The following is a 24,542-nucleotide window of genomic DNA, read 5'->3' as shown; positions in this document are numbered from 1 at the left end:
GGAGGTCTTATGCGAGTTTTGATAGTGGGAGCAAGTGGGGGGATTGGTGGTGCAATTGTTCGTGAGCTCACTAGTCGCAATGGCAATTGGGTGGTGCACGCCACCTGCCGGAATGACTCTTGCTTTGCTAGCAATACGTCGGTTAGTTGGCACCAAGTTGATATCTGCTGCGAGGTGCAAGTGGAACAGCTAGCCTCACAGGTTGGGGAGGTAGATTGGATTATCAACACCGTTGGCGTGCTTCACTGGGACAACTTCAGCCCAGAAAAGCGCCTCAAGCAAACAAGCACTGAGCAACTGATGGAGTCGATACAAACCAATGCGTTGCCGACACTTCTGATTGCCAAGTATTTTGAAGCAAACCTAAAACGTAGCGCATCGCCTAGGTTAGTGACCATCTCAGCGCGAGTTGGAAGCATCGAAGACAACCGGTTGGGTGGTTGGTACAGCTACCGAGCGTCGAAGGCGGCGCTAAATATGATCATTAAAACCCTTAGTATTGAGTGGGGGAGAACGCTTAAGCATGCGTCGATATTTGCTTTTCATCCGGGGACCACTGATACGGATCTGTCCAAGCCTTTCCAAGCTAACGTACCAAGTGGAAAGTTGTTTACTGCCGAATACGTTGCTCAGGCCTTGATTAGCGTGCTTAACCAGAGTTGTAAGCCGGGAGAGGAAACGTTGAATGGAAAATTTATTGCTTATGATGGTAGTGAAATTCCATGGTGACGATTTCGACGGCATCGCTCTGAACAGTATTTCACTTCATCCCAGTGTTTTTCCCATTTTTTACGCCATGTAAATGGCCGTTGGCATACTGGGCAACACTTAGTGGGTAAATGCGCTTTTTTCATAAATCTCACCACTCCTTTCGTTACTAGTAAGAGAGGTATATACGGCGCAATCGTGACTGCGGTTCAAACAAACAATTAGAATGTCGTTTTCCTGCTGTGAGTCATATCAATCAGTCTTGCATTCGCTAAACTGCACTGAATGTTAATGAATAATTGGGTAACTCATGATTGCTGTAATTTTTGAAGTTCAAGTCGCAGACGGTAAAACATCTGAATACCTTGATATTGCCAATGAAATTAGGCCATTACTTGCAGAAATAGACGGCTTTATTTCTATTGAGCGCTTCCAGAGCCTGACGAATGAAAGCAAAGTATTGTCTCTGTCTTTCTGGCGTGATGAAGAGTCGATTCAAGAGTGGCGTCGTTTAGAGGGGCACAGGCTTGCTCAAGCTAAAGGCCGAAACGGTGTTTTTGAAACTTATCGATTGAGAGTAGCGGGGGTAATTAGAGATTACGGCATGTCGGAGCGTGCTGAAGCCCCTAAAGACAGCCTCGAGGTACACGGTTAGGTAAAGTGCTAACCTGATATCCCTAAGCAACACTATGCCACTGTTGGTAAATGTGCGAGACATGGAGCGTTAATGGGTACCCAAGACTTATCAAAAATGGGCGCTGCTAGAGTTTCTATTGAGTCAATTGACGGCGTAGATTGTGTTCTCAAGCAAGGAGCTTCGCCAGTGGAGGTAGGCTTTTATCAATACGCTGCACCAAACTTAGTAGGGGTGAACTCTCCTGAATTGTTGAAAGCAGATGGTAACTGCCTTTACATAGAATACATTCCACATCAGATACCGCTTAGTGAGCTTCGTATGGAGCGTGCACTATATGCTCAATTGGCAAGTCTACATCGTTCTGATTATGTTCCGACGTTCACTTTAAAGAACCATCAATGGAGTGTTGCCGAGACAGAACTAGCGCTGCAAAAGCTTAACCTTCCATCAGGCTTGGAGTCTTCCGTCAAACGAATCCAGTCTTTGTCTAGCGTGATATTCGATTGTGATTCCTTGATATCTGGAGATAGCAATGATGGTAACTGGGGAAGAAAAAACAGTGGTGAGTTAGTGCTATTTGACTGGGAGCGATTTGGGTATGGCAGCCCTGCTATTGATTTAGCTCCATTAGTTCAGGGGCTCGGGCACATTCCTGAGTATAAAAGGATCATTGATCAATACACGCAGCATAATTCTCAGTACCCAGGAGCAGAGCTCCTAAAGCACTTGGTCATTGCAAAGTGCTGGATAATCGTTGAAGTCGTCAACATTCTCTCTGATAGAGAAAAGCCAGATTTACCCACTTACATCAACTGGTACAAGGCCAATATACCGAAGTGGTTAGATAGTGTAGAAGGTGTTCTATAGTAATAGTGCGGGTACCAGAGCCATGACCAGCATCTGAAGATAGCTGGAAAAACTCAAAGAGAATGCTACTGCGTTAGGCATGGCATTCCCTTTTCGTTTAAGTGTTGGCTTTGCTAGCCTTCAGAAGCTTGATATTGCATCGCTTCGCATACCGGTTTGCTTTTTACCTCGAACAACGCCAATAAGCCTACTGCAACAACTAACCCTGCAAGGCTGACATAAAGGGCACTGTAGTAGTCGTACAGTTCACCAATCACACCGACCGCTAAGCTCGACACTAAGGTGCTTACGCTTAGCATATTCGAGAACAGCGTGGATGCAGTACCAAGTCTGTCTTTCATCATGTCTTGCAGTGCAACCATGCCGATGGTTGCCCATACGCCGATGAAGAAGCCATTAAACACTTGCGCGATTAACATCGCGATGAAGCTGGTCTGCGAAAGCATCACTAGGTAGAACCCAACCCCACTTAATGCTGCAATAATCATCAATCGAACTGCGCCTAATCGATTGGCCAGAGAACCAGCAGTGAGCATCACAGGAATCTCACACGCTGCAGCCATACCAAAAAGTAGCCCTAGCCAACTTGGGTTCACCATCAACTCTTGCGACAAATACAGCGGCATACTTGTGATGTAGAGGTTATTTGCGCCAAACGCACAGACCAATATCAAGCAGTACAGCACTACCATACCGCCTAACGGTTTATTGATTTCAGGCGACTCGGATTTCTCTTGTTTGGATACAACTTGCCCCGGAACAAACTTAGCGGCCAGTATGATACCGATAAGCACGGTCACAGAAGATACTGCGAATGCAGCGCTGAAGCCAAACTTAGCGTTAAGCATAAACGCAATAGGTGGGCCAAATACCCAAGCAATGGCGAGCCCTGCGCGCATTACAGCCAAAAAGTTGGTACTGTTGCTGACATAGCGATCGCCGTATTCTCTTCCTAAAGCGAACAATTGGCCAAACGAAGCGCCGCTGACACTGCCAAACAGAATGACGACGGCAACGGCTGTCCAATAATCACGGATAAACACAAAGCTAGTGACGGTGATGAAATAACTCGATAAAGACACTACTAGGATACTTTTTCTGTTCCAGTTCTTGTCGGAACGTTTCGCGATATAGTGAGAAACGGCGACAGAACTCCCTACTGCAGCGACCATATAGACGCTCAGCATCATTGGGCTGGCGCCTAGCTCTTGCACGATGAACAGGCTCGACAACGGATAAAAGAACGCGCCACACAGACCACAAATAAACGAAATGCACACAAATAGCAGTGCAGTTTTATCTTTAAACAAGCGACGCCTCCAGAATTTACATAGATCTGTTTGATAGCGGGTATCTTAAAGAATCTACTCAGCGTACATTAATGATATTCCGCATACTTCTGGTACTATTCAGTCAATGTCGATATTGGTTTTTGACAGCTAAGTGGAAAGCCAGTTAAGTAGAGAGCCTGTAAAGTATTGTTTAAGTCACCCTTGGAGCCGATATGAAGCCATTTAAAGAGAATGTTGTTGCTGAACCTAGCTTCGATTGGTTGTATCGAGAATTTACCTGCACGGTTCGAAAAGACGAGTTTGCGTGTTCTTGGCACTATCACGCCGAGTATGAATTGGTTCTGTATCTAGATCCCAACCAAGAGTTCAAAGGTAACTTCTATGCGGGAGATGCAATAGGGCCAATCAACCACAAATCTCTACTTCTTTATGGCCCTGGTTTGCCTCATATGTTGGCTGGCAGTTTTGGCTCCAAAGATTCTGAAGTTGTGAAAGATCATCACACCATCATCATCTGGTTTTCTCATCAATGGTTAGTGCGGCTACAAGCATTGATCCCTGAAGCAAGGCAGTTGAAAAGGTTGTTGGACCGATCTGCCTATGGTTTATCGTTTAGCCCAGAGGCAGCGAACGCAGTGGCGACGACGATGCAAGAAATGCGGTACATGGATAGGCAGTATCAAGCGGCGAAAGTGATTGAAGTGTTGATTGCGTTATCTAATGATCACGAAGCTAAAAAGCTTTCCTCTTCACCATACTACCTTAAGCCACTATCGGAAGATTCCGAATACAACCAGCGTATAGAACGAGCTTCGCGCTACATCGAAAAGCATTATGGTGAACCCATTAAGATTGTTGATGTGTGTAAGCTATTACACATTAGCGAAAGCTCGGCTTACCGTTTGTTTGAAAAGCACTACGGAATGAGTTTTTCCGATCACTTGAAGCAGTACCGCGTGGGCAAAGCCTGTGAGTTGTTGGCAAGCACGGAATACCCAATCGCGCTGGTGGCAGAGAAAACGGGTTTCAATAATTTGTCTAACTTTAATCGCCAGTTTAAAGGGTTAAAAGCGATGACCCCGACTCAGTTTCGCCGAAGGTTTAATTAGCGTGGATTTTCTAAAAGACGAAGGAAACAAGGTTGAATAATAAAGTTGTTTTTACCGGTGGCCCAGGTGCTGGAAAGACGTCGGTGATCGAATACTTAAAGCAATTGGGCTTTCCCAGTGCTCCGGAAGTTGGGCGCAAGGTCATCCAAACTCAAGTGGCCACTGACGGCAGAGCATTACCATGGAAAAATAAAGCTGAATTTCGAGATGAAATGGTTGCAGAGGAGCACAACAACTACCTCCAATACGGTTGTTCGGAGCTTACTTTTTTCGATAGAAGTATTATTGATTGCTACGGTTATAGCCGGCTTGAAAATATATCATTGTCAGAAAGCTTGTTGATGTATTGCAATGATTTGAAATATCACAACGAGGTATTCGTATTCCCTCCTTGGGAAGCTATTTATCGAAATGATTTAGAACGCAAACAGAGTTTTAGAGAGGCTGTAGAAACCTACGATCACATTACGAGAGCATACGAAGAGTATGGCTATGACCTGATTGAAGTACCCAAAGTATCGGTAGAGGAAAGAGCCGAGTTTGTTCTTAGCAGTTTAAGCGTGCCTTCCCCTTAATCAATTCGCTGCATTCAAGCATGTGTGGCAATATTTTGTAGAAACACCTATCAATGGACTCTATCGGATAAAAGTCTCAGAAAATAATGGTTAGAGTGGTTCCCTGCCAATAGCTAAATCTTGTATGTTAGAGCCATGACTTTAACGTTGTACCCAATGCATTGAGTGTTAGAAGATGAGTGAACCCGTTAGCCAAGAAGAAAGCTGTTTACAAAAAAGCAATCGAGAAAAAAGCCACATAAGTGGAATGTTATACAACCCAGATACTGAAGGTTTACCAGAAGATCGAATAAAAGCCGCTAAACTTTGTCACCAAATCAGTACTTGCTTTGAGCCCAAGGAAAAGAACCTTCTAATACAAGACTTGTTTGGCAAGTCGGACGAAACGACCAGTTTAAATGGGCAGTTCTTTTGCGATTACGGCTATAACATTAAAGTTGGCAAAAACTTCTACATGAATACCAACGGCGTTATTCTGGATTGCGGTAAGGTAACGATTGGCGATTTCGTGATGATAGGGCCAAATGTGACACTTTGTACTGCTGGGCACCCGCTTGATGCAAAAACACGTTATACCTATGAAGAATTCGCCAAGCCGATTCATATTTCGGACAAAGTTTGGATTGGCGCTAACGTGATTGTCTTGCCCGGTGTGACCATCGGTGAGCGTGCTGTGGTTGGAGCGGGAAGTGTGGTCACAAAAGATGTTCCTGCCGATACGGTTGTCGTCGGGAATCCGGCAAGAATAGTAAAAGAAGATATCAACGCTGGTGATTAACCAACGTGAAAAACGAATAGGACACTTGGAAAGAGTATGGATATTCTGAAAGCCCAAAAAACGGATGTAGACGCAATAACGGCACTGGTTGCTGAAGTATCAAAACACGATGTATTGCCATTGCTTAATGAGCAAGGTCAACAAGAGTATCAGCAGCGCGTGTTACCAGATCTAAAGACGACGCTAGAGGGCGACAATTTTGTGAGCCTAAAGGCTGTATTAGATGGGCAAATGGTGGGTTATGCAGCGCTTCGAAATGGTGATTACCTGACTCATTTGTTTGTGTCCAATAAGCTCCAAGGCTCGGGACTGGGTACTAAGCTACTAAAACGCATTCTTGAATCAACAGAAGAAAGCGAGATTAGTCTTCGCTCCTCGGTGAACGCAGTCGGCTTTTATCAGCACCACGGTTTTGTGGCAACGTCCGAAGAAAGCGATTTTAACGGGATTCGCTTTGTACCGATGAGCTTAGTTAGAAGCGCTTCTTCATCTTGATTTTCTTGGTCGTTGAAAGGTGGTTCTCGACTTTACTAATGGATTAGTGGAAGCCCAATAAGGAAATAGAAGATAGCGTTATGGTGAGTTATTTTGCTGGGTTTTCATTGGGGTTATCGCTGATCTTAGCGATAGGTTCTCAAAATGCATTTGTCCTAAAGCAAGGCTTAAAAAACCAGAATGTATTCGTCATTTGTGCTGTTTGCGCCATTTCTGATGCGATACTTATTAGCTTGGGCGTAGCCGGGTTCGGTGTGATTGTTAACCAGTTCCCACAGATAGAAACCCTTGCTCGGTATGGTGGGGCGATATTTCTATCCGTTTATGCCGTTCTAAGCTTTAAGTCTGCTCTCACCACCGATCATGCGCTTGAAAATGGAACGGATGCGCCGAGTTCGTGGCTCAAGTCGGTATTGATGTGTTTGGCTTTCACTTGGCTAAACCCACATGTGTACCTTGATACCGTGGTTCTGCTTGGTTCAATTTCTACTCAATACCAACCTAATCAAGTCGAGTTTGCCGTAGGGGCGATAACGGCATCGTTTGTGTTCTTCTTCTCACTTGGGTACGGCGCTCGATTCCTCGCTCCCTTTTTCAAAAGTCCCAAAGCATGGAAAGTTCTGGAAGTGCTGGTTGGTGTAATTATGTTGGTGATTGCTTTCTCTTTGGTGTCTGGAGCGAGATCTTAAAACGCTGGGCATGGGTTGACTAACGTTTGTAATCATTTCCACATCACCTTATATTCACGGCCTTGTTACATATCGATTAGTAAGGGTTCGACATGGAAGGTGTCAGCGTCACTCTCGTTCAGCTTTGCGTAGAGTATAAGAATAAACAACGAAATCTTGCGTCACTGGCGCAGCAGCTAAAGCAGTGTGATTCCGTTGGCGACATTACTCTGCTGCCAGAAATGTTCTCCACTGGCTACATATTCGACTCACCGGAAGAAATTCAGTGCTTGAGTGAAGAGTTCACCTACAGCCCAACCATCGATGCTTTAACCGAACTAGCTCAGCAATACTCAACGCTATTTGTTGCGGGAGTGGCCGAGAAGGATGGCGACAACTACTACAACAGCGTTGTGGTAGTGGATGGTACGGGCTTGAAGCATACCTATCGAAAGATCAGCCAAAACCGTATCGACAAGCGATACTTCGACCGTGGCAGCGAACTGTTGACGTTCAGCCATAAAGGTTTGAACTTTGGCGTCGCGATTTGCTTTGATATATGGTTTCCAGAAATCATGCGCGGCTATCAAAACGCAGATGTGATACTTCACCCTGCAAACTTTGGCGGCCAGCAAAGTTTTGCCATTGCTCACTCTAGAGCGTTAGAAAATGGGCAGCATATTCTCACGTGCAATCGAGTTGGTGAGGATGTGACGAGTGAGTTTACCGCGCACTATTGTGGCAGCAGTCGAGCATACAACGCTCAGGGAGAAAACACGCTTACGCTAGGAGAGAGTGCGGCGTGTGAGACCGTCGTGATCAATGACTTGAGTATCGCCCCCCAATATAACGGAATTAGCTTAAATCAAGAGATTGATGAGATTCGCAGTTTATTGAATTCTAAGCCATTATCATAACAAAGTGGTGTTTCTGTTAATCGCTAAGTGAGGTGTAGTATGAAAAAACTGTTCATTGCAATGTTGGTGTTAGCGTTAACAGGTTGTTTGGGGATGCCTCAATCTGTTCAGCCGGTAAGTGACTTTGAGTTGAATCGCTATCTTGGTAAATGGTATGAGGTCGCTCGATTAAATCATTCTTTTGAGCGCGGGTTGACGCAAGTATCCGCTGAATACTCACTACGAGAAGATGGCGGTGTCATGGTCATTAATCGTGGCTTCGATGAAGAAAATCAAGAGTGGAAAGAGGCGGAAGGAAAAGCGTATTTCGTTGATGAAGAAACGAAAGGCTACCTAAAAGTGTCGTTCTTTGGGCCCTTTTATGGCTCTTATGTAGTGTTTGAACTCGAGAAAAATAGCTACGACTATGCGTTTGTATCAGGCCCGAGCAACGATTACTTGTGGCTATTATCTCGAACGCCTGAAGTAAGCCAAGAGGTACTGGATAAGTTTGAAGCCATGTCTAAAGCCAACGGCTTTGACGTTGAACAGCTTATCTACGTTGACCACTAATCCACTCACTTTCTCTTTGTGCGCACATCTAGGTTGAACTGGTAGCAAGAATGCTCGTTGATTTATCTTTGATAATCTCAAACAACCATTTGTGCGCTTCATTGTCTTTATTGCGTGAGTGAAGAACCAAGTATATCGGCAGTATGTATTTGGGTTCATCACGAAGCGAATATATCTCTACAAAATCTTCTTCGAACTCTGGCAGCAAGTGCAGGCCATTCGAGCCAAACAACACGCTGTCGGAATCTCTAAGCGCCCTAAAAATATTCCCTGTTTGCACTGTTCTTAAACGAGGTTTTTGGTGCTGATGAATCAAATCTTGAAGCACCTCCAAAATAGGCATTCGAATTGATTGGTTGGAATCATCTTCAATTAAGTTGCCGATAACGGGGTAGCTAAGGATTTGGCTTAGTTGTGGTGAATCAACAGAAAGTAGAGGGTGACCTTTGCGTACAAACAGCATTGGGTAAAGATCACCAATGTAGCAAGATTCGTATTTTGCAGACTTTAACTTTTCATAATGGAATGCGAAATCCAGTTGATTGTTATCGAGTAACTGGAGTGCATTGCTACGAGTGGTGATCTCTTTAATACTGACATTCGGTGCACGGGTTTGTAAGTACTGATAAAGATCAGGAATGAGTACGGCGCCGATAAAAGGAGGCACAGATAAGCTAAACGTATCCTCACATTTGCTTTCTATAAATTCTTCTCTGTTTAGCATACGAGATAACAAAGGAAGTACACCGTCTAACTCTTTTTCTAGCTGTAATGCCTTACTCGTAGGGCTAAGGCCTGTGGCGCTGCGGGTAAAAAGCGGGTCGTCGAATATCTCCCTTAGTTTTTTCAGTGAACGGCTTATAGCAGGCTGAGAAACAAACATCTTATCGGCAACTCTAGATACATGCCTCTCCTTAAGCAGCAAATCCAACACAATAAGTAAGTTGAGGTCCACTCGTGCCAAGGATGTTTTCTGCTTGCTGCTCATACCATTATTCTCTGTGGTTATAATGGTATGTAATTATTGGTGATTAGACGAGAAATGCAAATAAATTTACTATTTTCGTGCTGCTTGAGATAGGTACGTGAGCAGTTATAAATGATAGGTATAAACATAGTTAACAACGCTAAAATCTGACCATCAAAGCGGAATCTTCCTGTATGAAAATGGGACTTTGCTGGCTACGTAGTTGTTACTCATCGACTTAGGAAATTCTAATGAAGCATCTAATTCCAACACTCCTTCTTTCGGCAATGACCCTCCATTCTGCACAGGCAGCTGTCGCGATTGATGGCAAGGAATACGAATCGACAATCCCAGTAACAATGGAAAACTTTGATCGGGTAGAGGCAGCAGTTAACTTCAATAAATGGGCGAGCAAAGGGATCAACAATAGCTTCGTTCACCTGACAGACTATTACCCTGCGGGGCCTGCTCCAACTATTCGTGCTAACCGAGACACTCTTTATACGGTTGGATTGTACGACAACTCAAAGGGCATCCACATAGAACAGCCTGATAACGATATTTTCCAGTCGGCTTTGATTTTGGATGAAAACGGGTTCGCGTTGGATTACGTTTGGACTCCTGGCGGGATTGATGTCAAACCGACAGACGGCTTTGTACTGACTATTTTCCGAATCGGACTTGAAGAGGGTATTGAAACGGCCCGTGAAGCACAGAAGACACTTTCTGTAACTAACTTTGGCCCTAACCACTACGTCACTCCAAAGTACGACAAACAAGGCCGCGATGAGCTTTGGTCTAAGCTGAACAAGCAAGCTATTGGTTCTGGCATATTTTTAGAATACGCGTTTGATGAAGACACCATCGATCCGCTCACGCGTTCGCTGTCGAATGCTGCTGGCTGGGGAGGAATGGCATTTAGCGTAAACAACTATCAAATGTCGAATAACATTAAAGGTACTCAGTGTATGCAGACGACATTTGAAGACCCACGTGTCGACGAGTTCTGGTCATTCACGTTGTACGATGCGGAAGGTTGGCTGCTGCCACTAGGCGACAATGTGTTGAATAGCCGCGATGCTGTTGCGAATGAGGATGGTAGTTACACGCTGAGCATTAACTGTGGTAAAGATGCTATTAATAACATCACGACTGATGGCGTTGATGAGTGGTCTGTAACATGGCGCACTTATGGTTCGAGCTACAAAGTGAAATCAGGCCAGTGGAACCCATTACTGACGTTGAAAAACAGCGATATCAATGGTTGATAGCTTTAGTGAAAAGCCCCTTTTATAGGGGCTTTTTAATGCGCGCCTAACTTGAGTGACGTACAACACTAGATATTGGATTAAGATGTTAAAGGCTGGTTGTTTGCTGGAAAGTATTGATGCCCAGTTACTGCTTCCAACCAATCACGAACGAAGAAAAGGGATACAAACACTGCCGGGCTTTCATAGCTTTTATCCGCCCATGTGACATCTGAGTTGGTAAAGCCGTGATTCACGCCAATCAACTCACCCTTCCCGTTGTATACACCACCGCCAGACATGCCCGACATAATGATGCCGGTTGTGCCAGACATTTGGCATTTCTCCCAACCATTAACGTAAATGTCGCCAATGTATTTCCCTTGGCTCGAGGAAAGAGGGAAGCCGATTGGGTACCCGACATGCGTGACTTTTTCTCCGCTATGGACAACGCCAACATGAGGATCGTCGACATCGTGCTTGTTGTACACTAGCGCAATATCACAGACAGGGTGGTAGTACACTTCGGCTCTCGTTAACGCCAGAATAGGCTTGTTGTGTGCAGCGGTGACTACCCAGTCGTCGTCTAATCTTGCTGAGGATCCTTCCAGTGCGAGTAGCAACGGAATACCAACAAAAATCTTCTCATTCCCAACTTCCAGTTCGTGGGCGATGTTTCCGTTGAAATCTGGAGTAGGCAATCCATTTGCGCATCCTGCAATAAACAAACTCGCTAATAGTAAGAGCCTAAACATTGGCTGCACCTCATATATTACTGACGTTGAAAAATGCAGATAATATTGAGTGGTGAAATGTTTTATATAGGAATTTTCTGGTTCTAATATGAATCAGAAAGCGCTGACAAAGTGACGAGAATTGTTCTTACCAGCTGGGAGACAGTAAAAATTCGTGTCAGTGCAGTGTTAGGGTAAAGTCTGAGTAGTGTCGAGTTGGGTGTTTTCTCAAAAATGAGAATTGCGATATGGTAGGGGGGAATTATGTGCTGGTTTCAAAGAAAACGCCCTCAATCAGAGGGCGCTTTATCATTTAGCTTACTAACTTCTTTTGGTCTTCAACGTGGACGTCGTAGGCTTTTTCGCCGAACACGTAAGTTTCGCTTACGGTGCGGTCGTCACCAAGGCTCATTAGCACGAAGAGTTTTTCTTCAAGCGTTTTCGCTTGCATCATTCTAAAGCGCATAAGCTGAGTGGCATGCAGGTCGAGTACCACGAAATCTGCTTCTTTGCCGACTTCTAAGTTACCAATTTTATCTTCAAGGTGAAGAGAGCGTGCGCCGCCAAGCGTTGCTAAGAACAATGACTTCGCTGGGTGCAGTTTTTCTTGTTGAAGCTGCATAACTTTGTACGCTTCACTCATAGTTTGCAAGATTGAGAAGCTGGTACCTGCACCTACATCTGTCCCCATACCGACTCGAACGCCATGCTCTTCCAGCTTTGGCAGTTTGAATAGGCCAGAACCTAGGAATAGGTTCGAAGTAGGGCAGAATGCGATGGCAGATTCTGTTTCCGCTAAGCGCTTACATTCACAATCTGAAAGGTGGATACCGTGAGCGAACACCGAACGTTTGTGCAGTAGGCCGTAGTGGTCATACGCATCTAGGTAGCTGTCGCGCTCTGGGAATAGGTCAAGTACCCATTCGATCTCTTTCTTGTTTTCAGAAAGGTGAGTGTGCATATACACATCTGGGTATTCTTCTAACAGTTGGCCGACTTTCGCCAACTGTTCAGGTGTGCTGGTTGGAGCGAAACGTGGCGTAACCGCATACAGCAGACGACCTTTGTTGTGCCACTTTTCTATCAGCTCTTTTGATTCCTGGTAGCCAGACTCAGGCGTGTCTGTCAGGTAGTCTGGCGCGTTACGATCCATCAGGACCTTACCTGCGATCATACGAACGTTGCGCTTTTCTGCTTCTTCGAAGAACACATCTACCGACTCTTTATGAACCGTACCGAACACTAGTGCTGTAGTCGTACCGTTGCTCGCCAGTTCGTCTAGGAACAGTTTCGCCACTTTATGCGCGTAGACTGGATTCTTGAAGCGACGTTCTTCTGGGAAGGTGTAGTTTTCTAACCAATCCAGTAGCTGTTCGCCGTAAGAAGCGATCATACCGGTTTGTGGGTAGTGGATGTGAGTATCGATAAAACCAGACGTAATCAGTTTATCTTTGTATTCTTTCACTTCGAGAGTTTTAGGTTGGCGAGCTAGAACATCATCGGCTTCACCAAGGTCAACGACGTGACCATTTTCGACCACCAAAATTCCGTCTTCGAAATATTGGTAAGAGTCTTCAATTCCGACATCCTTCGGGTCAGCTACGCTATGTAGAATGCTTGCTCGATAAGCTTTGCGTTGCGTTGTCATGCTTTACTTCCTTTTTCCTACTCCCAACACAGTATGGCGTGGGAGTGAAGCGACTGTTGTAGTTTTGATGTCGCTTAAGCTGTTTTACTGTGCGGCGTAGGGCGCTTTTGTTCAAGCGCGTGGCCTTGATAGTGTGCGATTAGTTCACCCGCAACCGATACCGCAATTTCTGCTGGGTGCTTACCATTCACAGAACTGATTCCAATTGGGCAAATCATAGTGTCGATTTGCTGTTGGGAATAACCGCGCTGCTCTAAACGCATGTCGAATTTCTTACGCTTAGTGAGTGAGCCAATCATGCCGAAATAGCAGCTATCTTCACGGTCGATAATGGCTTTGGCTAAATCAAAATCGAGCTGATGATTGTGGGTCATCACCAGATAGTAGCTATTCGGTGGCATGTGTTTGACTTCGCCTACAGGGTCGTCGCTGACCAACTTCTTTACTCCCTGTGGCAATTCTTCTGGGAACACTTCGTCGCGTTCGTCAATCCAAGTGACTCGGAAAGGAAGGGTAGAGACAATGTGCAAAAGGGCTTTAGCGACATGACCTGCACCAAATAGAACGAGATGATTTTGCTGGGTACCAATTGGCTCGAAGCTTAACGTTGCCATTCCGCCGCAACACTGACCAAGACGTGCACCGAGATTAAAACGTTCAACTTTTAATGCTTTCTCACCTGCGATTAGCATCTCGCGCGCCATTTTGGTGGCGATATGCTCTAAATGACCACCGCCAATCGTGGCGATAAGTCGGTCGCGAGTGACCAGCATTTTGGTTCCAGCGTCTCTAGGAACTGAACCGCGGTCTTCCAACACTGTGACCATTACACACGGTTCATAGTTCTCTTCTAGTTTGGCAAGTTCATGAATCCAGTTGTCCTTAAACATCATTGTCTCCTTGAGATTCCGACTTCTCATCCCTTGTTATTCTTGTCTCTGCTTTGACGTTATGCGCCAGAAAGCTCTGGCGCGGGATTTCGAGTTTCTACGCTGTTTCTGATTGTGCGCCAGTGGTGTTTTTAGCACCTTGGCTCACTTCCTGTACTGCCATAAGCACACGCTCAGGAGTCGCAGGGGTGTTCAATTTAGGGATTGCGCCATCAACGGCCACAGAGGCCACTGCATCTTTCAGTGCGCTCCAAACCGACATGCCAAGCATGAACGGAGGCTCACCAACCGCTTTCGAGTTGAAGACGGTGTCTTCAGGGTTGCTGCGGTTTTCTAGTAGATGCGTTCTAAAGTCGATAGGCATATCCGCAATGGCTGGAATCTTGTAACTTGCAGGGCCGTTCGTCATTAAGCGGCCTTGCTCGTTCCAAACTAGCTCTTCGGTCGTTAGCCAACCTGCACCTTGCACAAAGCCACCTTCAACCTGACCGATATCGATCGCTGGGTTTAGTGATGCACCTACATCGTGCAGGATGTCAACGCGCAAGATTTTGTACTCACCAGTTAGGGTGTCGATGATCACTTCAGAACAAGATGCTCCATACGCGTAGTAGTAGAATGGGCGTCCACGTGCTTTTTCGTGATCGTAGTAAATCTTAGGTGTACGGTAGAAACCGGTACTCGACAGTGAAATCTGGTTAAACCAAGCGAGTTGAACAAACGCTTCGAATGTCATGATTTCATCGCGAATTTGAATCATACCGTTCTTGAACACAACTTCTTCTGGCGACACTTTGAAGTGCGCAGACGCGAAGTCAATCAAGCGCTGCTTAATGGTTAGGGCTGCGTTTTGCGCGGCCTTACCGTTGAGGTCGGCGCCCGATGAGGCTGCGGTCGGTGATGTGTTCGGAACTTTGTCTGTGTTTGTAGCGGTGATCTGGATACGTTCGACATCGACTTGGAACTCCTCTGCAACAATTTGTGCCACTTTGATGTTCAAGCCTTGGCCCATTTCCGTACCGCCGTGATTCAAATGAATACTGCCATCGGTGTAGATATGGATTAGAGCACCTGCCTGGTTCAAGAAAGTCGCAGTAAACGAGATACCGAATTTCACAGGTGTGATTGCAAGGCCTTTCTTCAGAATAGGGCTTTGCTTGTTGAACTCTGCAATTTCTTTACGGCGAGCGTGGTAGTCACTGCTTTGTTCAAGTTTTTCGGTGATCTCAGGAAGAAAGTTGTCTTCAACGGTTTGGTAGTAGTGCGTGACATTACGGCCTTCTTCTCCATAATAGTTCGCTTTACGTACTTCCAACGGATCTTTTTTCAGGTAGCGAGCAATTTCGTCCATGATGTGTTCAATAGTCATCATGCCTTGTGGGCCACCAAAACCACGGTAAGCGGTGTTAGACGCAGTGTTTGTCTTACAACGGTGACCAGTTACTGTTGCATCACCAAGGTAGTAGGCATTGTCAGAGTGGAACATTGCACGGTCTACAATTGAGCTCGATAAGTCTGGTGAGTAACCACAGTTACCTGACACCACAATGTCGGCACCTTGAATCACACCATTGTCATCAAAACCTACTTTGTATTGATTGTAGAACGGGTGACGTTTACCTGTTTGCTGCATGTCTTCGTTACGAAGTAGGCGCATTTTGGTTGGTCGACCGGTTAAGCGAGCAATCACGGCAGCCATACAAGCTGGAGAGGCTGCTTGGGTCTCTTTACCACCGAAACCACCACCCATACGGCGCATATCAATCACGACTTTGTGCATTGGTACACCTAGAACTTCAGACACCAGCTTTTGAACTTCCGTTGGGTTCTGAGTTGAGGTGTAAACAATCATGCCGCCGTCTTCTGTTGGCATCACGCTACTGGTTTGTGTCTCTAAGTAGAAGTGTTCTTGACCACCAACCTCTAGGTCACCTTCGATGACGTGTTTTGCATTCGCCAGTGCTTTGGCTGAATCGCCGCGCTTTTGCTGGTGGCTTTCGGTCACGAAGTGCTTTTTAGCCAGAGCTTCTTTAACATCAAGAATCGCTGGTAGTGCTTCATATTCGATGATTGCTGCGTGTGCGGCTTTTCGAGCCGTTTCTAAATCGTTTGCGGCTACCGCAATGACAGGTTGGCCGTAGTATTCTACTTTGCCATCAGCCAGTAGAGGGTCGCCCGGCAAGATTGCACCAATGTCTAGTTGGCCAGGTACGTCTTCAGCGGTAATCGCAATCGCAACGCCTTCAAACTCGTAACAAGGCTCTAGGTCGATCTTGGTGATCTTCGCGTGCGCTTGTGTTGATAGGCGAGCGTATACGTGTAATTGGTTTGGAAACTCTAGGCGGTCGTCAATGTAAACCGCTTCACCTGTTACCTGCTTAGGTGCACTGTCGTGCTTAACGCTTTTACCTACGCCGGTTTTCAAGTCTTGTTTAGCGATAGCCACCATTTCCTCGTGGCTCATCGAGTTGTGGTGTGCATTAGACATAAGACGTTACCCTTGTTTCGATTTGGTTGTTCTTGTTCTGCGTTTCGATGTAGTAGCGACGCAGCATGTTCGCAGCCGTAAGTGAACGGTACTCTTGGCTCGCACGGAAATCAGAAAGCGGCTCGAAGTCGTTGTACAATTCAGCCATGGCTTTTTGAATCGTTTCGTCGTTCCAAGCTTGGCCTACCAGTGCAGCTTCACAGCCATTGGCGCGTTTCGGTGTAGCCGCCATACCGCCAAAGGCGATGCGCGCTTGTGTTACCACGCCATTATCAATTTGGATGTCGAAAGCACCACATACTGCTGAAATGTCATCATCCAGACGCTTAGACAGCTTGTACGCTTTGAACGTATCCTGCGTAGGTTTCGGAATGATGATTTGCTCGATGAATTCGCTCTCTTGTTGTGCGGTCACTTTGTAGCTAATGAAGTAATCTTCGATTGGCATTGTGCGCGACTCGTCACCACAGCGCAGTTTGATCTGTGCATCAAGCGCAATCAGTAGCGGTGGGGTATCCCCGATTGGTGATGCGTTCGCAACGTTCCCACCAATTGTGCCTTGGTTACGTACTTGCAAAGACGCAAAGCGGTGCAACAGCTCACCAAAATCTGGGTAGTGCTTTTTCAATAGCGAGTAAGCATCACTGATTGGTAGGTTTGCACCGATCACTAGGCTGTCTTCTGTTTCCTCACAGATCTTCATATCTTCTACAAGGTTGACGCTGATCAGCGTTTCAATCTCACGATGGAATTGAGTCACTTCTAGTGCCAAGTCTGTACCACCGGCAACCAATTTCGCACTTGGGTGCGCTTTGAATAGTTTCGCTAACTCATCAGTAGATTTCGGTGAGAATGCGGTTAGGTGGCCGTAGCGAAGGCTTGCCTCTTTATCTTGAATGCTTTCCAGCTTTTCAATGGTGCGGCGTTCAAGTTCTGCAAATTGGTCTAGCAGTGGTTTTTCAGTCGAAAGAGACAGCGCCGCATCTACGATAGGGCGGTAGCCGGTACAGCGACATAAGTTACCTGCCAGAGATTCCATTACATCTTCTTTGTCCGCGTTTGGCTTATTCTTGCCAAGCGCAAACATCGACATGATGAAGCCCGGAGTACAGTAACCACACTGAGAGCCGTGGAAGTCGACAACGGCTTGCTGAACTGGGTGCAGTGATTTGTCTTTGTTTTGTAGATCTTCTACGGTGATTAATTGTTTACCGTGAAGGGCTGAAACAAATGTAAGACAAGAGTTCACTGAGCGGTACTCTAATTGACCGTCAACCAGTTCACCCAATACTACGGTACATGCACCACAGTCGCCTGAACCACAGCCTTCCTTGGTACCTGTTTTATTTATCTTGGTGCGAAGGTAGTTCAACACCGTCATATTGGGCGACAAGTTCTCTTCTTGTCTGATTTCTTGATTGAGTAGGAAAGTAATCAAGAGACCTCCTTGTACATTGACACTATGATTCCAATATTATTTTTCTGACCTTTGGGTCAATAATTGGATAATTTGACCTGAAGGTCAACTATTTATTTACAAAAATGCAACAACGAAGATTGTATTACTTTTTTGTTTTGCTCTAGTGTCTATGTAACTTTATGTAATATATTAACTTTTTGTTAAATCTTCCATGTTTAAATAATTGCAAAAAATTTAACCATGTTTACATAATTGTATGCAATTTTCGGAGGGTTTGCAGATGCTCAAACTTGAGTAAAAACTCAAATTTAAGCGTAAGAATTAAGAGTATTGTCGATAGGGCTACGTGCTTTTTGAACGGTAAACCACGAGTGAGATTACCAACACAATGGTAGAAAGCGAGATACCAATAAAGATAGGGTAGTTTGGAGAATAAGTGGATGTGACCGCAAGGAGCGACGCTAACCCGTAACCAAGGGTGTGAGACATAGAAATGAATCCAGACGTTGCCCCCGGGGCATCGGGGTTTTGTTCGGTCGCTCCAGCAGTATAGGCGGGTACAAGTAACGCCGCTCCACTAAACGCGATAGCCATCGCCGCAACAAATACCCAGACGTTAGCCGATAAAAACAGGGTTAGCCCCAACACCATAGCGCCAGCACCGAACTGATACATGGTTTTTAACGAAACACGCTTTTTCTTGATCACCAAAACTTGAGTACCAAGTGTGAATGCCGCCCCAACGGTTAAGAGTACCCCAATCCAGTCACTGATTTTGCTGGTTGGCCATTCGGTTACGCTACCAATCAAAGGTGAGAAGTTATACTGAAGGAGCGCAACCACCGTACACAGTAGCAGTCCTGATGTGAGGTAAGGCAGCAGAGAACGTTCGGGCATCGATAGCCATGAGGGTTTAGTGTGTGGGTCTGTTGGCTTCTTTTTCTCGAAGGTGGGAGAAGGCAACCAGAATGCCGCCAACAGCGCGATAGCAGGAAGAATCACCATCATCATTAGTGGTGCGAAAGGGGAGACCTTCAATAGAAATATCGACAAAATCGGTCCAACTAATCGACCAGTACTTAAGCCTATGCTGACGCTGGTAATGGCTTGAACTCGATTCCCTTCACCACAAAGCAAAATGGCCCAGTGCTGACTGGCTGGCACCATGCCAGCTACCGTACAACCGTATATAACCCTAGCTATGACAAGGCCTGCAAGACATAGCGCTACCCACTGCGACTCTAGGTGGCTCAACATGGTAAAGCTTACCAGCATTAAGAAACTGATTGTCATACCAAATAGCGCTTGTATCACGACTCGTTTGGGGCCGGACTGGTCGCTCTGTCTTCCCCAATAAGGAGCGGCAGGTAAAAACAATAGGCTGCCGATCGCAATCAGAATCGACCAAGTAGGAAGAGAAAAAGCCGAATGCTCTACCAAGAAAGGTAACGAAACCAATAAACCATTTTGTCCGATCCCCATTAATGCGGCAATGAGCCCGATGATACTAAGTTGAGTGGATGAGCTTTTTATGTCAGACATAACTGAAACCGAGTGGTTGTATATTGATTAACAGGGTGAATGAGCAAAGCAACTTGCTATTAATGATCTCTATGAAAATGATTCTCATTTGCTTGCGTCGACAAACTAACGGTTTGCTGGACTTAAAACAACCCTGAATTTAGGAAGGAAAATTTAAAAAATAGGTGAATGAAAACCTTCGAAGCATGTTAGGTGGAGTTTTTGAACATTGACGTTTTAGGCAGATTGGCGGCCTGTATCATTTGACGCTGTAGGTAAAGATTGGGCTCATCACTCATCGATAGCTTCTTTAAATGATTACTTAACGTACTGTTTTTGATGGTGAATGTGTCGGGAGGCAATATTGACTGTTGGACAATTGATGGACGAGTAAAGTAACAAAAATGGGTAGAATGTCACATATGTAGCACATAAACTGATTGCTTATAATAATGAGAATGATTATCTTTTGCGTAAATTAAAACGGAGAAAGATAATGAATCGTCATAACGATCAGCTCAATCGGATGTTGGCTAGCAACGATGCCCCTGCGGCCTGTTTTCTCAACGCGTTAGCGAGGGAATGCAACCATATCAGTTATCAGCATGGAACGACTGGTACTCAGTATCAAATACCTTTGTCCCAAGGACGTACGATTAATATTCCACTTGCTCATTATTCCTTGCTAGGAGGGCACGAATATGAGTTTCCAGCGCAGGTAACGACTGCTCAAGGAGAAGATTCTGAACTGATTACATTTCATCAGCTGATTGAACTCATTCTTGAAGAGCCTGCGTTAGTCGGTGTTATTTCCGATCAGCAAAAACAAATATTCATCGACCGAGTGAGAGAAAGTTATACCAACACTTGCCTTGCGGCCGAGGGTAGCCCCTACGGTGAAGCTCTGTTTCAGGGGGCGCTCAACTTTTCAACCGCCGAACAAGGATTGCTGATTGGCCACTCTTTTCACCCTGCACCGAAAAGCCGAGAGCAATTCAGTCAGCAAGACGCTCAGAAGTACACGCCTGAGTTTGGTGCGCGTTTTCCACTCATTTGGTTGGCCGCGTCTCGCGATATTACTTTGGCTGGAAGCTCAGCTGGCGTCTCGGTAGATAGCCGAATTGAAGAGCTACTATTCCACGACCATGCCTTGCAGCACTCTGTCGCGAATGCGCTTGAACGTGATGAAGTATTACTGCCAGCACACCCATGGCAGTGGCATGTGATGTCTGAGCTAGAATCGATACAAACGTACCTAGAACGAGGCAAGCTTCGTGTTTTGGGTGAGTTTGGCGCTGAGTGGTATCCTACTTCGTCGACACGGTCCCTTTACGCACCAAACCTTCCGTACATGCTGAAGTTCTCTTTAAGTGTCAAACTGACTAACTCTATTCGCAACCTTTCGCTGAAAGAGGTGATCCGTGGTACTCGGCTCAATGACTTGTTTGAGAGTACTTCGCTAAGCGAAAATCTGGGCAATGGTGAAGGGTTCCAGCTTATGCAAGAACCTGCCTATCTGGGGTTAGTTGATCTACAAGGTAACGCTATTGACGAAAGTCTTGTGGCATTTCGTGATAACCCATTAAAGCAATCACCAGAGCAAGAAGCGGTGGTGCTTGCTACTTTAACCCAGCAAAACCCTTACGGAGGTTCCAGTCTTCTGGCTTCGAGAGTTGCTCATCTTGCAGCGCAAACATCGACCTCGATACTGGATTGTGCTGAGCATTGGTTCAGTGCTTACTGCCAACACACTGTCGTGCCATTGTTTAACCTGCAAGCAAACTATGGTGTCGTTTTTCTTGCTCATCAGCAGAATATAGTGATGCAACTGGAACAGGGCTTGCCAGTTGGGATGTATTACCGTGATTGCCAAGGTACGGGCTACACAGACCTAGCGTTTGAGTTGTTTAGTGAGCAATTGTCAGATGCTAAGCAGGATGTAGAAAACTACTGGAATGAAGACAAAGTAAGGCGCTATTTCGCTTACTACCTGATCATCAACTCGACATTTAATGTGATTAGTAGCTTGTCTGCGGGATGTGACATATCAGAGGCGAAACTGATCGAAATTCTGCACAGCCATTTAGCGCAATTGCTGGATTCAGGTGTGAAAGACGACAAGTGCTTGCGTTATGTACTGAATAGTGACGCCCTGTGCTGTAAGGGGAATTTTTTCTGTTATCTGCAAAACTTCAACGAAAACTCCATCCCAGATCCATCGGTGATCTATTTCGATTTAGATAACCCTCTCGCTACAGTTAAGGAGTTGAGTCATGCATGATTTCAGTACCTTTGTTTTTGAGCAAACACCACAGCCTCGTATTGTCGTCACTCTTCAGGATGGAGACATCAACCTTGATGGGATACTTGAAGGTTTGGTTGAAGATATCGATCGGCTATTTACCCATAACCCAGAATTGCGATCGGTAGCAGTAGAGTGTGATGCGCCCAACGTAAGCCAGAAATTGAAAGTGGAGCTACCAATTTTTTCTGGTCAAGAACTTCATAAGTCTGCGTTCTATCAAAGTGGTTTCAACTGGATCAAACATAAGCGCTCTGATTTATATCCGCTTGTAGAGGTACAATCTGATGCTCGGTATCGCCATCATCCTCTGCGTCCACCAATGCCTGAAGGTACGGTTTATCAGCGATATGACGGGCAAGCAGAACTGAACGTTTCGTTTCGCGTATTTGATGTCAATAAAGACATGGAACGCTTCACCAAATGGATGAACGATCCACGTGTTGCCCACTTCTGGGAGCAGGCATGGAGCCAAGAAAAGTTATTGGAATTTGCCCAAGAGCGATTAGCCGATTCACATATTGTGCCATTAATTGGCGAGTTTAATGGGCAACCATTTGGCTACATTGAAGCCTATTGGGTAACGGAAGACAGATTGGGCCCATATTACGATGTGGCGGCATTCGATCGCGGAATTCACTTGTTGGTGGGTGAAGATGCTTTTCGAGGCCCTAAGTTCTTTAACTGTTGGATGCGAGCAATTAGCCATTATTTGTTTATTGACGACGCCAGAACACAGAGAATTGTGTTGGAGCCGCGCCATGACAACCAACGCCTATTCAACCGAATCGTGCCAATGGGCTACAACAAGTGCTTTGAGTTTAACTTTCCGCATAAGCGTTCTGCGTTATTGATGCTTGAGCGTGGGGCATTCTTCGAGGAGCAGTGGTAATGGATCAAACTGCGCTTCATCAATACTGGTCGATTGCCAATCACAAGCTGGTGGCAAAAATGATCAGTGAGTTTGCTTATGAGCAAGCATTTAAGCTTGTGCCTCTTGGGAAGGGTTACTCTCTCACACTCGATTCAGGTGTGGTTTATCAGTTCATGGGCAAACCTAATATTTGGGGGCAAGTTGTCATTGAGCCTCAATCACTGATTCGGTCCGACGCAGATGGAACACCGACGTCTCTTTCTTCCGCACACTTCATGAGGGACATTCAACCAATGTTGAACATGCCTGATGAGGCTATGGCAGAACATTTGGAAGACCTGAATGCAACACTACTTGGTGATTGTAAGCTAATGCGTCGCAAGGAAGGCTTAACTGCTGAGGCTTTCGCTTTTCTCTCTTGCGAAGTGCAGCAAACCTACTTTGATGGCCATCCAAAGTTTGCGTTCAACAAAGGCCGAAGAGGGTGGGGAAGCGATGATTTACATCTCTATGCTCCAGAGTCTCAGCGAGCCTTTAAACTCGATTGGGTAGCGGTCCAGAACGAGATTGTCCAACGCGCGACGAATGAAAATGTGAACTGGCAGCAGTTAGTCAGCAGTGCTGTAAGCCCAGCCGATCTTGATATGATGAACTCTCAGTTGGCCGCTCTAGATGTCTCGCCTTCGGAATATTGTTTCATCCCAATGCATCCGTGGCAGTGGAAGAAAAAGCTATCCCTTTTATTTGTAAAAGAGCTAGCGGAAAAGCAATTGATTTATCTCGGGGCTCACGGTGATGATTTCTTACCGCAGCTATCGCTTCGCACGTTAAGCAATCAAACAAGGCCAAATAACTTTGATATTAAACTGCCGCTTACTGTGATGAACACCTCTTGCTACCGAGGTATTCCGGGCCGATATATTTTGGCGGGGCCAACGGCATCGGATTGGATTCACTCCGTATTTGAGCAAGATGAACTACTTCGCTCTAAACAAGCGGAAGTGTTGCAAGAGCCAGCAGCGGCATTTGCTGCACAGCAAGATTATGCAGATCTTGAGGGTGCGCCTTATCGCTACCATGAGCTGCTTGGTGTCATTTGGCGTGAGTCGGCTCAATCGAAGCTGAAGCAGGGTGAAAGTGCCATTCTCATGGCCGCCTTGATGGAAAGCGATAATGACGGTAATCCACTGATAGAGCAATATGTTAAAGCCTCTGGCCTCTCGATGCATGGTTGGTTAACGCGACTGTTTGATGCCGTTGTTGTTCCTTACTATCACTTGCTCTGTAAATATGGCGTATCGCTGATTGCCCATGGTCAAAATGTCACTCTAGTGCTGGAAAACAGCCAGCCTAAGAGAATATTGCTTAAAGATTTTCAAGGCGATATGCGGTTGGTTGAGTCGGATTATCCTGAACAATCCACTCTTTGTGACTCAGTTAAGCAAGTGACGACAAGGCTTCCAGAAGATCTCATTATCCATGATCTGCAAACGGGTCACTTTGTTACCGTGCTGCGCTTCATTTCACCATTGGTAGAAAAACTGGGTTTCAGCGAACCCGAGTTCTATGCCTTATTGGGCGAAAGAGTGAAGGCTTATATCGATGCTCATCCCGACTACCAAAGTCGTTATCAAGCATTTGATTTGTTCAAACCGAGGATTCTACGTATTGGATTGAATCTAGCAAAGTTTCGACACGGTACTGATTCTAGCGCTTCGCGCATGTTACCTGACATGGACGACATGCTCGACAACCCACTGTATTTATCAATCAATTCAAACTAAACAGCCGAAGAGCTGAAATGGCGCTTAACGGGGTGTTAAGCGCTTAAATCAACTAATAAGGATCGTTTC

General features: G+C 45.7%; 23 protein-coding genes. 14 read left to right on the top strand and 9 right to left on the bottom strand.

What is annotated here, in order from left to right; genetic code table 11:
• Positions 1–9: 9 nt before the first annotated feature.
• Positions 10–729, top strand: coding sequence for an SDR family NAD(P)-dependent oxidoreductase (locus J4N42_RS19770; protein WP_252031389.1), 720 nt, complete (start codon positions 10–12; stop codon positions 727–729).
• Here the strand turns inward: J4N42_RS19770 and J4N42_RS19765 are convergent.
• Positions 702–854 carry a DUF2256 domain-containing protein gene (locus J4N42_RS19765; RefSeq protein WP_353505359.1) on the bottom strand — a complete coding sequence of 51 codons (153 nt, stop codon included), beginning with the start codon at positions 852–854 and terminating at the stop codon, positions 702–704. The genes J4N42_RS19770 and J4N42_RS19765 overlap by 28 nt on opposite strands.
• 164 nt (positions 855–1,018) lie before the next feature.
• Here J4N42_RS19765 and J4N42_RS19760 point away from each other — a divergent pair, with 164 nt between their 5' ends.
• Positions 1,019–1,363 (top strand): antibiotic biosynthesis monooxygenase family protein, encoded by a 345-nt coding sequence (locus J4N42_RS19760; protein WP_252031383.1) that lies wholly within the window; start codon positions 1,019–1,021, stop codon positions 1,361–1,363.
• Positions 1,364–1,435: 72 nt separating this feature from the next.
• On the top strand, positions 1,436–2,212 hold the full coding sequence (locus tag J4N42_RS19755) for a phosphotransferase family protein (protein WP_252031380.1): 777 nt from the start codon (positions 1,436–1,438) through the stop codon (positions 2,210–2,212).
• A 113-nt stretch (positions 2,213–2,325) separates the two neighbouring features.
• Here J4N42_RS19755 and J4N42_RS19750 read toward each other — a convergent pair whose 3' ends face one another.
• Entirely contained in the window at positions 2,326–3,522 is a 1,197-nt protein-coding gene (locus J4N42_RS19750; RefSeq protein ID WP_252031377.1) for a sugar efflux transporter, read from the bottom strand.
• A 194-nt stretch (positions 3,523–3,716) separates the two neighbouring features.
• Between J4N42_RS19750 and J4N42_RS19745 the strand changes: the two genes are divergently transcribed.
• The 7 genes from J4N42_RS19745 to J4N42_RS19715 all read left to right on the top strand — a co-directional run bounded on the left by J4N42_RS19745 (position 3,717) and on the right by J4N42_RS19715 (position 8,598).
• Positions 3,717–4,613: a helix-turn-helix domain-containing protein gene (locus tag J4N42_RS19745; protein ID WP_252031374.1), complete on the top strand. Its 897-nt coding sequence runs from the start codon at positions 3,717–3,719 to the stop codon at positions 4,611–4,613.
• Between the two features lie 32 nt (positions 4,614–4,645).
• Positions 4,646–5,188, top strand: a complete 543-nt coding sequence (locus J4N42_RS19740) for an AAA family ATPase (protein WP_252031371.1) — start codon at positions 4,646–4,648, stop codon at positions 5,186–5,188.
• Between the two features lie 175 nt (positions 5,189–5,363).
• Entirely contained in the window at positions 5,364–5,966 is a 603-nt protein-coding gene (locus J4N42_RS19735; protein WP_252031368.1) for a sugar O-acetyltransferase, read from the top strand.
• Positions 5,967–6,002: 36 nt separating this feature from the next.
• Entirely contained in the window at positions 6,003–6,461 is a 459-nt protein-coding gene (locus J4N42_RS19730; protein WP_252031365.1) for a GNAT family N-acetyltransferase, read from the top strand.
• Positions 6,462–6,541: 80 nt separating this feature from the next.
• Positions 6,542–7,150, top strand: coding sequence for a LysE/ArgO family amino acid transporter (locus tag J4N42_RS19725; RefSeq protein WP_252031362.1), 609 nt, complete (start codon positions 6,542–6,544; stop codon positions 7,148–7,150).
• Between the two features lie 92 nt (positions 7,151–7,242).
• A complete protein-coding gene (locus tag J4N42_RS19720) occupies positions 7,243–8,046 on the top strand; it encodes a carbon-nitrogen hydrolase family protein (protein WP_252031359.1) in 804 nt (267 codons plus the stop codon).
• A gap of 39 nt (positions 8,047–8,085) precedes the next feature.
• A complete protein-coding gene (locus tag J4N42_RS19715; protein ID WP_252031356.1) occupies positions 8,086–8,598 on the top strand; it encodes a lipocalin family protein in 513 nt (170 codons plus the stop codon).
• A gap of 28 nt (positions 8,599–8,626) precedes the next feature.
• Here J4N42_RS19715 and J4N42_RS19710 read toward each other — a convergent pair whose 3' ends face one another.
• Positions 8,627–9,586: a LysR family transcriptional regulator gene (locus tag J4N42_RS19710; RefSeq protein WP_252031353.1), complete on the bottom strand. Its 960-nt coding sequence runs from the start codon at positions 9,584–9,586 to the stop codon at positions 8,627–8,629.
• Positions 9,587–9,816: 230 nt separating this feature from the next.
• Here J4N42_RS19710 and J4N42_RS19705 point away from each other — a divergent pair, with 230 nt between their 5' ends.
• Positions 9,817–10,833: a DUF1214 domain-containing protein gene (locus tag J4N42_RS19705; RefSeq protein ID WP_252031349.1), complete on the top strand. Its 1,017-nt coding sequence runs from the start codon at positions 9,817–9,819 to the stop codon at positions 10,831–10,833.
• Positions 10,834–10,913: 80 nt separating this feature from the next.
• On the opposite strand, the gene J4N42_RS19700 is transcribed toward J4N42_RS19705, so the two are convergent.
• The 6 genes from J4N42_RS19700 to J4N42_RS19675 form a co-directional block, all read right to left on the bottom strand.
• Positions 10,914–11,567, bottom strand: coding sequence for a S1 family serine peptidase (locus J4N42_RS19700; protein WP_252031347.1), 654 nt, complete (start codon positions 11,565–11,567; stop codon positions 10,914–10,916).
• Between the two features lie 292 nt (positions 11,568–11,859).
• Entirely contained in the window at positions 11,860–13,194 is a 1,335-nt protein-coding gene (guaD, locus tag J4N42_RS19695) for a guanine deaminase (RefSeq protein WP_252031345.1), read from the bottom strand.
• A 74-nt stretch (positions 13,195–13,268) separates the two neighbouring features.
• Positions 13,269–14,084: a xanthine dehydrogenase accessory protein XdhC gene (gene xdhC / locus J4N42_RS19690; protein ID WP_252034106.1), complete on the bottom strand. Its 816-nt coding sequence runs from the start codon at positions 14,082–14,084 to the stop codon at positions 13,269–13,271.
• A 97-nt stretch (positions 14,085–14,181) separates the two neighbouring features.
• Positions 14,182–16,572, bottom strand: coding sequence for a xanthine dehydrogenase molybdopterin binding subunit (xdhB, locus tag J4N42_RS19685; RefSeq protein WP_252031343.1), 2,391 nt, complete (start codon positions 16,570–16,572; stop codon positions 14,182–14,184).
• Positions 16,565–18,010: a xanthine dehydrogenase small subunit gene (gene xdhA, locus J4N42_RS19680; protein WP_286036683.1), complete on the bottom strand. Its 1,446-nt coding sequence runs from the start codon at positions 18,008–18,010 to the stop codon at positions 16,565–16,567. Before xdhA ends, xdhB begins: the two co-directional genes overlap by 8 nt.
• A gap of 324 nt (positions 18,011–18,334) precedes the next feature.
• Positions 18,335–19,534, bottom strand: a complete 1,200-nt coding sequence (locus J4N42_RS19675; protein WP_252031341.1) for an MFS transporter — start codon at positions 19,532–19,534, stop codon at positions 18,335–18,337.
• A gap of 475 nt (positions 19,535–20,009) precedes the next feature.
• Between J4N42_RS19675 and J4N42_RS19670 the strand changes: the two genes are divergently transcribed.
• The 3 genes from J4N42_RS19670 to J4N42_RS19660 are packed head-to-tail and all read left to right on the top strand — an operon-like array spanning position 20,010 to position 24,473.
• The gene (locus J4N42_RS19670; RefSeq protein ID WP_252031339.1) at positions 20,010–21,794 is read left to right on the top strand and encodes an IucA/IucC family protein; all 1,785 of its coding nucleotides are present in this window, start codon (positions 20,010–20,012) and stop codon (positions 21,792–21,794) included.
• On the top strand, positions 21,787–22,707 hold the full coding sequence (locus J4N42_RS19665) for a GNAT family N-acetyltransferase (RefSeq protein ID WP_252031337.1): 921 nt from the start codon (positions 21,787–21,789) through the stop codon (positions 22,705–22,707). The genes J4N42_RS19670 and J4N42_RS19665 overlap by 8 nt, the downstream gene beginning before the upstream one ends.
• Entirely contained in the window at positions 22,707–24,473 is a 1,767-nt protein-coding gene (locus J4N42_RS19660; protein WP_252031336.1) for an IucA/IucC family protein, read from the top strand. The genes J4N42_RS19665 and J4N42_RS19660 overlap by 1 nt, the downstream gene beginning before the upstream one ends.
• The last annotated feature ends 69 nt before the right edge of the window (positions 24,474–24,542 follow it).

This window comes from Vibrio sp. SCSIO 43135 (genome assembly GCF_023716665.1).
GTDB lineage: Bacteria > Pseudomonadota > Gammaproteobacteria > Enterobacterales > Vibrionaceae > Vibrio > Vibrio paucivorans.
Note: the sequence above shows the minus strand (reverse complement) of the source record. Positions and strands in the feature narration are given on the sequence as shown.